This is a genomic window from Embleya sp. NPDC127516, from assembly GCF_044765325.1.
GTDB lineage: Bacteria > Actinomycetota > Actinomycetes > Streptomycetales > Streptomycetaceae > Embleya.
The window spans coordinates 1-14,027 of sequence record NZ_JBIWJT010000024.1 but is presented as its reverse complement, the minus strand read 5'-3'; the positions used below and the strand labels follow the sequence as shown (position 1 = coordinate 14,027).

The window sequence follows — 14,027 nt, the reverse complement described above, 5'->3', positions numbered from 1 at the left end:
GCGCGCGGCGCCCCGAGCGGGCCGGCCGGCGCCGGGCCCGTCCGGGGCCTCCGGATGGATCAGGCGCTACCCATGCCGATGCCGTTGTCGGAGTCGAGAGCGTGGGTCGCCGCGGCCGCGACGGCGGCGGTGAGGCCGGGCTGATCCGGTGCCGGAAGGAGCGCGTCCGGCGGCGTGCCCTCGACCAGCGCGTGCACCGCGGCCACCCGTGCGCGCGCGGTGATCGGCCGCCGGGTCGTGGTGGCCGCGGTGAGCAGCCCGGGCAGCGCGTGTAGCGGGCGGGGACCGGTGGTGGCCGCCGCGAAGCGTGGTGGCGCCTCGGGCCGGGCGCGCAGGATCGGGACCTGCTCCGGCGGTGTGGCCAACCCGGTGAGGTCGACGATCAGATCGGCCTCGGCGGCGATCGCGCGCAGGTTCCCGCCACCGGGGCCGAAGGGGTCGAACAGGGTCAGGTCGGCGATCCCGGAGGCGATCAACAGCCCGGCCAGATCCCCGCCGCGCGCCGGGTCCACCAGGACCACCCGGCCGCTCGACGGCCGCACACCCCGATTGCTCAGGGCGTTGATCGTCGCGGCGGCGATCGCGACGGCGAGGCCGTCGTTGAGGGTGTCCAGCAGGAGCAGCGGCGGGGTGGCGCCCAGGATCGCGCGGGTGGTGAGCACGTGCTCCGGGCGGGTGTGCACCAGCACGGCTGCCGCGAAGCCGGGGGCGAGCAGCCGTACCGCCTGCGCGATGTCCTCGACGTGCGGCGTCGCGATGGGCAACGGGAAGACGTCGAGCCCGGTGGCCCGGCGCAGGTGTACCGCCTGGGATTCGAGGGCCGGCAGCGCGGCGTCGGCGGGCAGCGCGTCGAAGTCCAGGACGGCGCTGGCATCGCTGATCAGCGCGACGCGGTGCCGGCGCCCGGTGTAGTCGTCGGTGTGTTCGGGGTGTGCCGCCAGGTGCGAGACGACGCGGCGATCCGCGTCGGCGTCGAGCAGGGCGATGTCGTGGCCGGTGGTGGTGGCCGCGCACACGCGCAGCGTCAGTTTGCCGGTGGAGGCGGCGACGAAGACGGGATCCTGGGTGAGCAGCAGGTCCGTGCCCAGGCGTCGGGTCAGGGTCCGGGTGAGCCAGGCCAGCGTCCGGGGACCGTCGGCGTCGAGGGTGATCCGACAGGTGCCCATGGCGTCCGGTTCGTCGATCCGACTCGTCACCGTGCCGGGGGCTTCGGCCAGTACGCCCGCGACCGCGGCGGCGGCACCGGGCGGCACGTGGATCCGCACGCTGAAGGCCGGGTTGGTGGCGGGATGCCTGGGTCCGGACATGTCGCGGTTCACCACGGCAACGCCCGCGATCGCCGGCCGGTCGGCACGCGCGCCGTTCGGGGCGGCGTGTGCCCGGTGGTGTCGGATGTGTCCCGCCGGTCGTTCATGGCGCGGATTCCCCTCCGACTTCCCGCGGATCGAGCAGGTGCTTACGTTAACAAGTCGCGCGCTGAGGCCCAGCGTAGTGCGGCCTGCCCGGGGCAGGTCGCGGGGTGGGTCGCAAGGGGCCGCGGGGACGGCTCGGAGGCCGGGCTCCGGATCGGCTCCCGATGGGTCGGGGCTCCCGGTGGGTCAGGTCCTCGTACAGCGACCGCCGAGGAAGGTGTGGCCCGGGTCGACGCCTTGCGCTCGCAGTTCGCGGAAGGGGTCGACGAAGAAGTGCACCGAACCCGCGCAGTGGTAGGTCGCGGAGGGGGTGGCGACCGTGTCGTCGCCCGCAGCCCGGGCCCGGTCGCACGCGTAGGCCACCACGATGTCCGGCCCGTCGGTCACCGTGCCGGCGCAGACGATCGGGATCGCACCGGGAGCGGCGTCGGCCGCACCCGGGCCGAGTACGGCGGCGCTGCCGACCAGCAGCCCGGCGACCGTGGTGATGCGGGCCAGGAAGGTCATGTCGCGTCCTTGTCGAGAGGCGTGTCGCCGATCGGGCGCGCACTCCGCCGCCGCGGCGGGTGCCTGCCGTACACGCGGCGACCGGCGGGAAACCTCTTCAGTATCGGAGCGCGCTTTCGTCCGGATCGCCCCGACACGGCCTTGTCACCCGTCCGAGGCGGGCGACGGTGGCGCCTCGGGCCCGCTTCGGGTTGCCGGAAACACATCGGACTGCTCGTCGCGGGCGCCGCCGCAACCCTGCTGCCGCTCGCCGGCGCTACCTCGGCGAGCGCCGCGGGCGAGTTCCACATCCGAGGCGTGTACTACACGCAGGCCCAGTGCCACGCGGCGGGCCAGGCGGGCTATGAACTGTGGGGCCCGAGCTTCTTCTGCGCCGACGGCCCGCAAGGGCTGATCTACCTGTACACGCACTGATTCGTACCGGCGGATTCGTACCCGGTGTGAGGTCGGCTACTTGTCCCGGGGAAGCGTGTTCAGGAAGGTCTTGACCGTGTCGATGGGGATCGCGAAGCCGATGCCGACGCTGCCCGCCTCGGTGCCGGTGCCCGTGTCGGGAGTGGCGCTGTAGATGGCCGAGTCGATGCCGATGACCCGGCCGGAGAGGTCGACCAGCGGTCCACCGGAGCTACCCGAGGTGATCGCGACGTCGGTCTGGATCGCCGGGTAGGTCAGTGTGTCGGTCCCGCCGGTCGCGACGGGCGAGGTACTCGAACCGCTCCCGTCCTCGGACGAGCCGACCGCGCTGTCCCCCGACACGGTGACCCGGCGGTCGAGTGCACTGATCACTCCGGAGGTGACGGTCCCGGTCAGGCCCAGGGGTGAGCCGAAGGCGACCACCTCGTCCCCGACCCGTGCGGAGCCCGAGTCGCCGAGGGTCGCCGGGGTGAGACCGGAGACGCCGGTGACCCGCACCACGGCGAGGTCGTGCGCGCTGTCGGCGGCCACCACACCCGCGGGGGCGGTCCGGCCGTCGGCGAACGCGACCGTGACGGTTCCCGCGTTCGCCCCGGCCAGGACGTGGTTGTTGGTCAGGATCCGGCCATCGGTGTCCAGGACCAGGCCCGAGCCGGTGACCGAGCCGCGACGTGTGGTCACCCGCAGCTCCACCACACTCGGCTGGACCGCGGCGGCCACCGCGGACACCGGCGCCGCCGCGTCGGTGTCGGCCGCGGTCCGCGCCGGCGCGCCGATGGCCACCGGTGACCCGCCGTCGGATCCACCGAAGCGGTGTACGGCGGTCGCCCCGGCGAGCCCTCCGAGCAATCCGGCCGCCACCGCCGCGGCGACCAGGGCGACCGAGGCCCGGTGGACCCGCCGACCGGACGGCCGGTGCCGGCCGGCTTCCGGCGGCGGTACCCGGGGCAGCGGCGGGATCGTCGGCACCGCGTGCTCGTCCCCCGACGGGACCGGGCCGGAGCGAGTCGACATGGGTTCGGGAGTCCTTGCCTCTTCTGTCGTCATGCTCACGACTGTCGGACGTGTGCATGAAGAAAGACTGAGAGCAGCCTCGGAATCGGCGCAGAACCGTTCGCGGATCCGACCCGCCCACCCGCCCGAGCCTTGGACCCGGCCGCGGGCCGCCTCGGGTCAGCTGCCGCCGTACCGCGCCCGCAACAGGTCGACGACGTCGATGTCGTCGAACAGACCGGAGCGACCGGCCACGGTCCACGTGGTGTTGCCGAAAACCTCCAGCATCATCAGGCAGCCGGAGAAGTCGTCCACGCTCAGTTGCTCCGGGATCAGCAGGTCGCGGGATTCGGCGGCCACGACGAGCAACTCCTCGACCCATTCGAGTCCGCCCGCGAATTCCTTCAACTCGCGCCAGGACATCAGGAATCCGACCTGAGAGGCCAACACGAGCTCGTTCGCCCGGCCGGATCTCGACTCCCACGGCATGGTCCCGATGCCGATGCATTCCAGCACGCTCCACTGCCAGTCGTTGTCCGGGACGACCTCGACCAGTTCCGCCAGGCGGATGTGGAAGCCGGGTCCCCAGAGCGGGAATTCGGTCTCGTTCATCGCGTGTGCACTCGCTCCCGTGACATGGTGGGCCCGTACCGCCGGGTCGTGTCGGTCGGTGTTCGAGGGTGGGATCAAAGGTGCGGACGGGCCGACGCGTGCGCCCGACGAGGTGGCGCGGACGGCCGGCGCGGGCGCGGGTTCGCTCATCCGTCGCCTCGCACGCCGCGCCCGCCGCGCGCGCCGGCGTGGGGATCCTCGGCGAGCGCCGATTCCGGGGCCGCATGGCGTGGCTCGCGGGTGCCGTTCCCCGGCGCGAACCCCCCGTCCAGGTGTCGCGCGAGCCGTTCGCCCTCCAGGTCGATGTGCGGCAGGTACCGGTGCAGGAGGCCGGGCAGCCACCAGGCCCGGTGGTCGAGGATCGCCATCACGGCCGGGACCAGCGTCATCCGCACCACGAAGGCGTCGAACAGGACACCGATCGCCAGCGCGAAGCCCATGCCCTTGACCACCGCGTTCTCGGACAGCACGAAGGATCCGAACACCGAGACCATGATCAGCGCGGCGGCGGCGACCACCTTCGCACTGTGCGCGTAGCCCACCCGCAGGGCCTCCCGCGCGGGCCGGCCGCGGGTGTACTCCTCCCGCATCCGCGAGACCAGGAACACCTCGTAGTCCATCGCCAGGCCGAACAGGATGCCGATCACCAGGATCGGCAGGAAGCTCACGATCGGGCCGGTCCCGTCGAGACCGACCAGGCCGGACAGCCAACCCCATTGGAAGACCGCGACGACCGCGCCCAGCGCGCCGACCACCGACAGCAGGAACCCCAGGGCCGCCTTCACCGGCACCACGATCGAGCGGAAGACCACGGTCAGCAGCAGGATCGCCAACCCCATCACCACCAGGCAGTACACCGGCAGCGCGGACGCGAGTTTGGCGGCCACGTCCAGGTCGACCGCCGTGCTGCCGGTGACGTCGATCCGGGTCCCGGTGAGCGCGGCGATCGGGTCCCGCGCCCGGCGGATGTCGTCGAGGAGATCCTGGGTGTGCGCGGAATCGGGCCCGGCCGCCGGGATCACCTCGATCATCACGGTGTCGCCGGTCGCGTTCGGCACCGGCGCCGCGACCGAGGCCGTGTGCGGCAGTGCGGTCACCCGCCCGGCGATCTGCTCGGCGGCGGGCCCGACGTTCATCGTCGAGCCCTGCACGACCACGATCAGCGCCCCGGTGTAGCCGGGGCCGAAGCCCGCGTCGATCAGATCCTGCGCCCGCACGGCGGTGCTGTCGCCGCGGTCCTTGGGCAGGCCCAGGCGCAGGTCCAGGGCGGGCAGCGCGCACAGGGCCAGGCCCGCGACGCCCAGGGGCAGGACCACCCACCGCCGGCGCGTCACCGCGTGCGCCCAGCGCAGGCCGGCCGACGCCGGCGCGCCGGGCCGCCTGCCCGACCGCCCCTTCCACTGCCCGCCCGACCGCCCACCCGGCCGCCCACCCGGCCGCCCGCCATCGGCTCGATCCGCCGACCGGCGCAGCACCGGGATCGAACTCGCGGCCACCCGCGTGCCCAGCACGCCCAGCAGCGCCGGCAGCAGGGTCAGCGCGACCAGGACGGACACCACCACGGTGCCGGCAGCGCCCACCCCCATCACGGTCAGGAACGGAATGCGCACCACCGCGAGCGCGGCCAACGCGATCACCACGGTGGCGCCGGCGAAGACCACGGCGGTCCCGGCGGTGCCCACCGCGCGTCCCGCCGACTCCTCCGGCGCCATGCCGCCCCGCACCTGATCGCGGTGTCGGGAGACGATGAACAGCGCGTAGTCGACGCCGACCGCCAGGCCCAGCATCATCGCCAACGTCAGCGAACTGCTGTCCATGGTCACGAACCGACTGCCGGCGAGCACGAGCAGGACGCCGACCGTCACCCCGATCAGCGCGGTGACCAGCGGGATGACCGCGGCGCGCAACGAACGGAAGACGAACACCAGCACGCACAGCGTCACGAACAGGCCGGCGATCTCGCCGACGCCGAACGGGGCGGGTTGCTCGACGAACACATCCCCGCCCAGTTCCACCGTCAGGCCCGACGCCCGGGCTCGCTCGGCGATGTCCTCGATCGCGTCGCGTGTGCCCGCCGGGACGTCCTCGGCCGGTTCCTCGGTGAAGGTCAGGGTGGTGATCGCGGTGCTGCGGTCGGCCGAGACGGCGCCCGCGTCGTACGGGTCCTCGGCCGAGGCCACCCCGCGTACGGCCGCGGCCGCGCCGGTGGCGGCCAGTACCGTCCGCCGCGCCGGGTCGGCGGTGATCGTGCTCCCCTCCGCCGCGCGGAAGACGATCCGTCCCTCCGCTCCGTCTGCGGTGGGGAATCGGGCCTCCAACACGTCGAGGGAGCGTTGCGACTCGGTGCCCGGAATGTTGTTCTGCGACGCGAAGGGCCGCATCAGGGTGATCGCGGCGGCGGCGGCGAGCAGCAGGATCGCCAGCCACCCGGCGATGACGAGGCGGCGGCGCCGATAGGCGAAGCGGCCCAGGCGATACAACAACGTGGACATCACGAACTCCCGGACGGTGCGCTGCTTGTAGCGGGGCGGATCGGCCTTGGCCACGCTAGGAGCCGACTCGGCCCGACCACCGCGATCCGGCCCGCAGACGGGGCCATTCACACGCAACTCCCATAGAACGGACCCAGTTCGTAGGCCACGCTGGAGAGGTGCGGGCCGCCGCGCCGGCGCCTGCGGAGGTCGGGGCCCGGGTACGGTGCCGACGGGGGCGCGGCGCACCGTAGTGTTCGCGGCGATCACGCCCACCGACCCCAACCCACCCGCCGCACCCGGCGGAGCGCGTCGCGAGGAAGGCACCGATGAGCATCCCGGATCCGCAGGCCGGCCCACCAGCGACCCACGACCGGGGCCGCCTCCTGGTCGTCGACGACGAACCGGCGATCGTGGACACCGTCGCCCGGTTCCTGCGCTTCGTCGGCTACGACGTGCGCACCGCCGCCACCGGCCTTCAGGCGCTCACCGTCGCCCGGGACTTTCTGCCCGAGTTGATCCTGCTCGACGTCATGCTCCCCGACGGCGACGGCTTCGAGGTGCTGCGCCGACTGCGCTCGGACGAACTCCAGGTCGCGGTGGTCTTCCTTACCGCGCGCGACACCCGCAAGGACGTGGTCCGCGGCCTGACCGCCGGTGGCGACGACTACATCACCAAGCCGTTCGGCCTGGACGAGGTCACCGCGCGCGTGGAGGCGGTGCTGCGCCGCACCCGGCGCGCGGCACCCGGTGGCGACGTCCTGCGCGTCGCCGACCTCGAACTCGACGCCGCCGCCCACCAGGTGCGCCGCGCCGGACGCCCCATCGACCTCTCGCCGACCGAGTTCCGGCTGCTGCGCTACCTGATGCTGCATCCCGACCACGTGTTGACCCGGGCCCGCCTGCTGGAGCACGTGTGGTCCTACGACTTCAACGGCGACGACACGGTGGTGGCCACCTACATCAGCTATCTGCGCCGCAAGATCGACGACGGCCAGGGCACACCGCTGATCCACACCCGTCGCGGGGTCGGGTACTGCCTGCGCACACCGCCGTGCTGAGCCTGCGGCCCAGGATGCGCCGGCAACCGCTGCGCCGGCGCCTGGTGATCGTGCTCGTCCTGGTGTGCACCGTGGTGCTCAACACCTGCGCGGCGGTGACCGTGGGCGTGCTGCGGGACTCGCTCTTCGACCGTCTCGACAACCAACTCGACACCACCGTCGCCGCGTTGCGCGCCCTGGACCAGCGTGAACGCAACAACCAGCGGTTGGGCCTGGATCCGGGCATCTGGCTGAAGTACCCGGGCGGCCTGCGCGTGGCCCTCGCCGCCCCCGGCCGCCGCCCGCCGCAGGGCCCGGGGCCGAGGCTGACCGGCGTCCTGCCGCCCACCGGCAGCACGGTCACCGCGCCCTCGGCCGAGCCCGGGTCCGGTGAGAAATTCCGGGTTCGCGTCCAGGACCTGACCGACGGGCGCACCGCACTGGTCGCGCTGAGCACCAACGATGCCGAACGGGCCGCCGACCACGCGCTGTACGTGGTGCTGATCACCGTCGGCATCGCCCTGCCGACCCTGGGCCTGCTCGGCGCGCTGTTCGTCCGGCGCGAACTACGGCCGCTGGAACAGGCCGCCCAGGTCGCCGACTCGATCGCGGCGGGCGACTACGGGCGGCGGGTACGCAATCCGCTGATCGGCCCGCGCACCGAGGTCGGCCGACTGGCCATCGCCATCGATCGTATGCTCGACCAGATCCAGGCCGCGTTCACCGCCCGGGACACCTCCGAGGAACGCCTGCGCCGCTTCGTCGCCGACGCCTCCCACGAACTGCGCACCCCGCTCCAGTCGATCGGCGGATACACCGAGTTGTACCAGCGCGGCGCGCTTCCGGACCGGGCCTCGGTCGACGACGCGGTGTCCCGGATGCGGGCCGAGATACGGCGCATGAACGGCCTCGTGGAGGCCCTGTTGCTGCTCGCCCGCCTGGACGAGGAACAGGACACCGACCTCGAACCCGTGGACCTGGCCCGGGTCGTGGCCGACTCCTGCCGCGACGCGGCCGCGGTCGAACCCGCCCGGCCGCTGACCCATGCCGCCACCGCGTCCACGGCGGAGGTATTGGTCCTGGGCGACGAGGACCGCCTGCGGCAGTTGGTGGCCAACCTGCTCGGCAACATCCGCATGCACACCCCGCCGGACGCCCCGGCCGCGGTCGAACTGCGCCGTACGGGCGATCACGTGGAACTGACCGTGCGCGACGCCGGCCCGGGCATACCGGCCGCCGATCTCCCACACGTCTTCGACCGCTTCCACCGCGCGGACAAGAGCCGCAGCCGCGCCCAGGGCGGCAGCGGCCTGGGCCTGTCCATCGTGGCGGCCATCGTCGACATGCACCACGGCAGCATCCACATCGGCCCCGCCGCCGATCGGGGCACCGTGGTCAGGGTCCGCCTCCCCGCCCTCGGCGACACCCGTTCGCCTCCCGCGTCGGCATGACCGACGTCGACGTCGCTCACGGGCCGGTCCTCTTCCCGAGCGTCGATCGAGTGGCCGTGGCGGGCACGCCGCGGGTCGTTCCGTAGGGCAGTACCGCGTGTACCGCCCAGCCGCCGTCGGGGCCGGGGCCGATGTCGAGCCGGCCGCCGAGCATCGCGACACGCTCGCGCATGCCGATCAGGCCGTGGCCCATTCCGTCGCCCGGCGCCTGCGCGCCCCGCCCGTCGTCGCTGATGCGCACCTCCAGCGCGTCCCCGCGGTACCCGACCAGGACCTCGGCGCCGGCCGTCGGACCGGCGTGCTTGCGGGTGTTGGTCAACGCCTCCTGGATGATCCGGTACGCGGTGAGCGCGACGGTCCGGGACGGGTCGATCGGCTCGCCCTCCACGACCACCCGCACGGACAGGCCCGCGCGGCCGACCTGGTCGACGAGATCGTCCAGGTGGCGCAGGCTCGGCTGCGGGACCAGGCCCTCGGTCTCGTTCTGCGCGCGCAGCACCCCCAGCAGTCGGCGCATCTCCACCAGCGCCTCGCGTCCGGTCTTCGCGATCGTTTCCAGGGCCTCGCGGGCCTTGTCGGGGGAGGTGGCGATGGCCCGGCTCGCACCGTCCGCCTGCACCACGATCACCGAAACGTTGTGCGCCACCACGTCATGCAACTCCCTTGCGATCCGCGAGCGTTCGGCCGCAGCGGCGATCAGCGCCTGCTGGTCCCGCTCGAACTCCAGCCGGGTCGCTCGCTCTTCGAGTTCGGCGTAATAGGCGCGGCGGGTCCGCATCGAGTCGCCGAGCACCCAGGCGATGCCGAGCGTGATCGCGATGAAGGTATACACGAACGCGCCTTCGCGCACGTCCGGATTCACGCTCGTGCCCCAGCGCGCGAAGTAGAGCCCGGGCACCGCGAACACGCAGACCAGAGCGAGCCGCACCCGGCGCGGCGAGCCGATCTTCGCCGCCGTGTACAGCACCATCGGCACCGCGATGCTCGTCATCATGATCTCCGAGCTCACCACGAGCTGGCCCGCGCTGCCCAGCATCACCAGCCCGAACGCGGTCCGGGGCCGCACTCGGCGCAGCGTCGCGCCCAGCCCGTGGAGCACGATGAGAACCCACAGCCCGTACCGGACCCGGCCGGCCGGTGTGGTGTCGTCGTCGTGGACCTGAGCGGCACTCAGCAACAACACCGGCAGCATGATCATCGCGTCCACGACCAACGGGTGCCCGCGCAGCCAGGCGTAGATTCTTTGCACACCGGGACGCTACGGGCGGGGGCCCGCGCGGGCGTCATCCGGTGCGCCGAGCGGGCCCGTCGTCCCCAGGTCTCACCCTCGCGGGCGGTGCCTCCTTCCCACGCCCCCGGCGGATCCGGCCGAAGGCTGACGACACGGCACCACCGGCCACTCGGTGGCACCGCTCGCCCCGGGGCGAGCCGGTCTTCGAACGCGCGTCGAGCCGCCCGCGAATCCGACGGGATGTCAGTCGAGTACGGCGGTGGCCTCCACCTCGACCAGCAGGTCGGGTTCGCCCAGGGCCGCGACGCCGAGCAGAGTGATCGGCTTGACCGGGTCGACGCCGAGTCTCGCGGCCGCCCGGATCACTCCCTCGCCCAGGAGCGGCATCTTGTCGGGGGTCCAGTCGACCACGTACACGGTCGGCTTCGCCACGTCGTCGAAGGATCCGCCGACACCGGCCGACACGGTGGCGCAGGCGGTTCCGGGTACGGCGAGCGTGCCGCCGTACCCGGACACCACGCGGGCGCGCCCTCGATACCGACCGGACGATGCCGAGACGGCCCGCCACCCCGGCAGGTTCGTCTCGGACGCGTTGCGAGCCACCTCCCGACACCTTGCCCGCGACCTCGGCGGGTTCCCACCCGTCGAGTGTCGCTCGCAACGTCTCCGGACGGATCGTCGAGCGCTCCTCCCCCATCCGACCATCGACTCCCGGCGTGACACGGGAATCACGGTCGCCCCCCAGGGCCGCAACGAAGTCGATCACGTTTGCGTGATCACCTCGTCACCACCCGTGAACACGACTTTAGGCCCCGGTCACGGCCGGGGAACAGGCGGCAAACAAGCCGGCCTTGCCGCCCGCGCCAACCGACACAAACCGTCGGTTGCCCGACTCGCGCACCCGGCCCGGTTCCGGGACCGCGGGTCGGTCGCGGCCGGATCGAAACGGCCCCTCGGGCGCCCGCCGGGGTCGGGACGCGCCGGCGCCGACACTCGCCCGGGTTGGCCGAATACCGCTGTACCACCGCATCGTTCGCGGAAGCAGAAGCGCCCGCCACGGCGTCGCCATGCCGCCGGCGCGTCACCGGTCACGGCCATGCGCCACGAATCAGCGCGGGGGAGCCAGGACCGGCGCCAGGACGGTGAGGGCATCGAGGATCCCGCGCGCGTCGGGGGTGTGCTCCGGGTCGACCAGCCACTGGAGCATCAGGCCGTCGCAGATCGCGATGAGCAGCGCCGGAATCGCCTCGGCGCCCGCCGGCGGCTCGACTCCCGAATCCGCGAACGCCCGGTCGGTCATGGCGCGTCCGGCCCGACGGGCGTCGGCGTATCCCGCGGCCAGGCGTTCGCGCAGCGCCGTCGAGCGCATGGCCGGCGCGAACGACTCGACACACGCGACCACCATCGGGCGCAGTTCCTCGAACGAATCGATCAACGCCACGAGCGCCGCGGCCAGTTGCGCACGAGGACCATCGGCGACGGCGGCCGACACCGCGTCCCGCACCCGGCGGGTCCACACCTCGAAGCACTGCCCGACCGCCTCCTCCAGAAGCGCGTCCACGCCGCCGAAGTGGTAGCCGATCGAGCCGAGGCTGGTTCCGGAGGCCTGCGCGATATCGCGTGCGGTGGTGTGCGCGTAGCCCTTCTCCCGCAGACAGCGCACGGCCCCGGCGAGGACTCGCTCCCGATGACTCCTGGACAGGGGCGACTTGGGCATCCCACCATGTTAGACAAGCGTGCAGCACGAATGTTCAGACTTCTCTCGGATCAGGAGCGAGTCGATGACGTCTGCCACCCCGCCGCCGGGTTCCCGGCTGCCGAGCTGGATCCAGACCGCGCTCTACCTCGCCGCCCCCGGCCGTTCGCTCCGGGCGGCTCGGCGTCGCCATGGGCCGGTCTTCCAGGCCAGGTTCCTCGGGTTCCCGCCGCAGACCTACGTCACCACGGCCGAACTGGCCCAGCAGGTCTACGCCGTCGACGCCGGCGGCGGCCGGGCCGGCGAGGTGCGCCGACAATTCCTGGAGGGCATGGTCGGTAGGAACTCGCTGCTCACGCTGGACGGCGACCCCTGGTGGCGGCACCGCAGACTGCTGAGCCCACCCCTGCACGGCAAGGCCATCGCCGACTACGGCGACGAGATCGCCCGAATAGCCGCCGAACACATCGCCGAGTGGCCGCGACACCGGCCGTTCGCGCTGCGCGACCGCATGCAGGAGATCACCCTGGAGGTGATCCTGCGGCTGGTGTTCGGGATCCGCGACAACGATCGTCTGGCCCGGCTGCGCACCGCCATCCCCGAACTGATCGAGGTAGGCGGCTCGCCGGTCATGCTGATGTTGCCGCCACGGGTTCGGGCCTGGACCCAGAGCCCACCGGCGACCCGGCTCGGCTTCCTGCCCACGACCCGATTCCAGCGCGCCCGCGACGCGGTGGACGCGATGTTGTTCGACGAGATCGCGCATCGCCGTACCGAACCGGTCCCCGGCGCCACCGACGTGTTGTCCCGGCTGTTGCAGGCTCGCGACGAGCAGGGCCGGCCGATGAGCGACCAGGAACTGCGCGACGAACTGATCACCATGCTCGAAGCCGGCCACGAGACCACCGCCACCGCCCTGGCGTGGACCTTCGAGCGCCTCCTGCGCACCCCCGCCGTCCTGGCCGAACTCCGCGAGGAGATCGACGACGGCCGCCACACCACCTACCTGGACGCCGTGGTCAAGGAGGCGCTGCGCTCGCGTCCCGTGGTGTACGAGGCCCCGCGCCTCCTGGACGAGCCACTCCAACTGGGCCGATTCCGGGTGCCCGCGGGCTCGTTCGCGTCGCCGGTGATCACCCTCATCCATCACGACCCCGAAGTGTTCCCGGAACCTTCCCGGTTCCGCCCCGAGCGCTTCCTCGGCCCCGACGCGGCCCGGGCACAACGAGCCTGGATGCCCTTCGGCGGCGGTCGTCGGTACTGCGTCGGCGCGCAACTCGCGGTCCTGGAAATGACGGTGATCATCCGTGAGGTGCTGACCCGCCTGGAGTTGACCGCCCCCGATCCGACCCCGGAACGGCCGCGGGCGCGGCACGTCACGCTCATCCCGGCCAAGCGCACCGTCGTGGTGGCCCGCCCCCGCGACAGCGCCGTTCCTCCCGAGGACCTGCCGGCCCGACGCGCCGTCACCGTGCGCCGCGAGGTCGCCGCCGCCCCCGCGGTCGTCTGGGCCGCGCTCGCCGACATCACCCGCATGGGCGAGTGGAGCCCCGAATGCACCGGCGGCAGTTGGCTCGGCGCCCGCCGTGAGCCCGTCGTCGGCGCCCGCTTCATCGGCACCAACCGCAAGGGTCTGCTGCGCTGGACCACGCGGTGCACCATCACCGACGCCCGCCCCGGCCGCGCCATCGCATGGGACACCCGGCTCGGCATCCCCCTCGCCCATTGGTCGTTCGTGCTCTCCCCGACCCCCACCGGCACCCTCGTCGAACAGACCTGGCGGGACCGCCGGGTGGGCCCGCTCGGCACGCTGATGACAGGCCTCTCCGAAGCGGCGCTGCGCACCGGCCCGCGCGCCGACCACAACGAACAGTCGATGCGCGCGACGCTGTCCGCGCTCGAACGGCACCTGAAGACGCAGTAGCCCCCGCCCCCGGCGTCGACCGGGAACAGGGGCTGCGTCGCGACATCGAGGGAAAGCCTCGTGCCGCGGGTTACTTCACCGGCTCCGGTGCTCCCGCACCGGGTCCCGCGTCACTTCACCGGTTCCGGTGCCGGCTCCGCGGCATCCTCGGACTCCCCCCGGGCCGCCGGTGGTTCGGGGTGTTTGACCGATTGCAGGAGCAGTTGTGCGACGTCGACGACTTGGAGGTCTTCCTTGGCGTCGCCGGCCTGCTTCTTGGCGTTGATCGAGTCGGTG

At 72.7% G+C, this 14,027-nt stretch carries 12 protein-coding genes; 4 read left to right on the top strand and 8 right to left on the bottom strand.

The window, feature by feature from the left end; genetic code table 11:
* Positions 1-59: 59 nt before the first annotated feature.
* Together ACIRL2_RS35770 and ACIRL2_RS35765 are read right to left on the bottom strand one after the other, a co-directional pair.
* Positions 60-1,307, bottom strand: coding sequence for a malic enzyme-like protein (locus ACIRL2_RS35770; protein WP_402237875.1), 1,248 nt, complete (start codon positions 1,305-1,307; stop codon positions 60-62).
* A gap of 291 nt (positions 1,308-1,598) precedes the next feature.
* Complete coding sequence (locus ACIRL2_RS35765) at positions 1,599-1,919, bottom strand: hypothetical protein (RefSeq protein ID WP_402237873.1); 321 nt, start codon at positions 1,917-1,919, stop codon at positions 1,599-1,601.
* A 141-nt stretch (positions 1,920-2,060) separates the two neighbouring features.
* Here ACIRL2_RS35765 and ACIRL2_RS35760 point away from each other — a divergent pair, with 141 nt between their 5' ends.
* Positions 2,061-2,333: a hypothetical protein gene (locus tag ACIRL2_RS35760; protein WP_402237871.1), complete on the top strand. Its 273-nt coding sequence runs from the start codon at positions 2,061-2,063 to the stop codon at positions 2,331-2,333.
* A gap of 36 nt (positions 2,334-2,369) precedes the next feature.
* Here the strand turns inward: ACIRL2_RS35760 and ACIRL2_RS35755 are convergent, their stop codons facing one another.
* From ACIRL2_RS35755 to ACIRL2_RS35745, 3 genes are all read right to left on the bottom strand, one after another.
* Positions 2,370-3,347: a S1C family serine protease gene (locus ACIRL2_RS35755; protein WP_402237868.1), complete on the bottom strand. Its 978-nt coding sequence runs from the start codon at positions 3,345-3,347 to the stop codon at positions 2,370-2,372.
* A gap of 159 nt (positions 3,348-3,506) precedes the next feature.
* Positions 3,507-3,938, bottom strand: coding sequence for a hypothetical protein (locus ACIRL2_RS35750; protein WP_402237866.1), 432 nt, complete (start codon positions 3,936-3,938; stop codon positions 3,507-3,509).
* A gap of 146 nt (positions 3,939-4,084) precedes the next feature.
* Entirely contained in the window at positions 4,085-6,430 is a 2,346-nt protein-coding gene (locus ACIRL2_RS35745; RefSeq protein ID WP_402238042.1) for an MMPL family transporter, read from the bottom strand.
* Between the two features lie 308 nt (positions 6,431-6,738).
* Between ACIRL2_RS35745 and ACIRL2_RS35740 the strand changes: the two genes are divergently transcribed.
* Both ACIRL2_RS35740 and ACIRL2_RS35735 read left to right on the top strand, forming a co-directional pair.
* Positions 6,739-7,470: a response regulator transcription factor gene (locus ACIRL2_RS35740; RefSeq protein WP_395860927.1), complete on the top strand. Its 732-nt coding sequence runs from the start codon at positions 6,739-6,741 to the stop codon at positions 7,468-7,470.
* On the top strand, positions 7,464-8,900 hold the full coding sequence (locus ACIRL2_RS35735) for a sensor histidine kinase (RefSeq protein ID WP_395860928.1): 1,437 nt from the start codon (positions 7,464-7,466) through the stop codon (positions 8,898-8,900). The genes ACIRL2_RS35740 and ACIRL2_RS35735 overlap by 7 nt, the downstream gene beginning before the upstream one ends.
* Positions 8,901-8,916: 16 nt before the next feature.
* Here ACIRL2_RS35735 and ACIRL2_RS35730 read toward each other — a convergent pair whose 3' ends face one another.
* The 3 genes from ACIRL2_RS35730 to ACIRL2_RS35720 form a co-directional block, all read right to left on the bottom strand.
* Positions 8,917-10,149: a sensor histidine kinase gene (locus ACIRL2_RS35730; RefSeq protein WP_395860930.1), complete on the bottom strand. Its 1,233-nt coding sequence runs from the start codon at positions 10,147-10,149 to the stop codon at positions 8,917-8,919.
* A 225-nt stretch (positions 10,150-10,374) separates the two neighbouring features.
* A complete protein-coding gene (locus tag ACIRL2_RS35725; RefSeq protein ID WP_402237862.1) occupies positions 10,375-10,734 on the bottom strand; it encodes a RidA family protein in 360 nt (119 codons plus the stop codon).
* Positions 10,735-11,239: 505 nt separating this feature from the next.
* On the bottom strand, positions 11,240-11,848 hold the full coding sequence (locus ACIRL2_RS35720; protein WP_395860934.1) for a TetR/AcrR family transcriptional regulator: 609 nt from the start codon (positions 11,846-11,848) through the stop codon (positions 11,240-11,242).
* A gap of 64 nt (positions 11,849-11,912) precedes the next feature.
* Here ACIRL2_RS35720 and ACIRL2_RS35715 point away from each other — a divergent pair, with 64 nt between their 5' ends.
* Positions 11,913-13,751 carry a cytochrome P450 gene (locus tag ACIRL2_RS35715; protein WP_402237859.1) on the top strand — a complete coding sequence of 613 codons (1,839 nt, stop codon included), beginning with the start codon at positions 11,913-11,915 and terminating at the stop codon, positions 13,749-13,751.
* Positions 13,752-14,027: the final 276 nt, after the last annotated feature.

Excerpts from the sequence above, each read along its gene's own strand:
- ACIRL2_RS35770 (WP_402237875.1), bottom strand. The coding sequence starts at position 1,307 with ATGTCCGGACCCAGGCATCCCGCCACCAACCCGGCCTTCAGCGTGCGG.
- ACIRL2_RS35765 (WP_402237873.1), bottom strand. The coding sequence starts at position 1,919 with ATGACCTTCCTGGCCCGCATCACCACGGTCGCCGGGCTGCTGGTCGGC.
- ACIRL2_RS35755 (WP_402237868.1), bottom strand. The coding sequence starts at position 3,347 with ATGTCGACTCGCTCCGGCCCGGTCCCGTCGGGGGACGAGCACGCGGTG.
- ACIRL2_RS35750 (WP_402237866.1), bottom strand. The coding sequence starts at position 3,938 with ATGAACGAGACCGAATTCCCGCTCTGGGGACCCGGCTTCCACATCCGC.
- ACIRL2_RS35745 (WP_402238042.1), bottom strand. The coding sequence starts at position 6,430 with ATGTCCACGTTGTTGTATCGCCTGGGCCGCTTCGCCTATCGGCGCCGC.
- ACIRL2_RS35740 (WP_395860927.1), top strand. The coding sequence starts at position 6,739 with ATGAGCATCCCGGATCCGCAGGCCGGCCCACCAGCGACCCACGACCGG.
- ACIRL2_RS35720 (WP_395860934.1), bottom strand. The coding sequence starts at position 11,848 with ATGCCCAAGTCGCCCCTGTCCAGGAGTCATCGGGAGCGAGTCCTCGCC.
- ACIRL2_RS35715 (WP_402237859.1), top strand. The coding sequence starts at position 11,913 with ATGACGTCTGCCACCCCGCCGCCGGGTTCCCGGCTGCCGAGCTGGATC.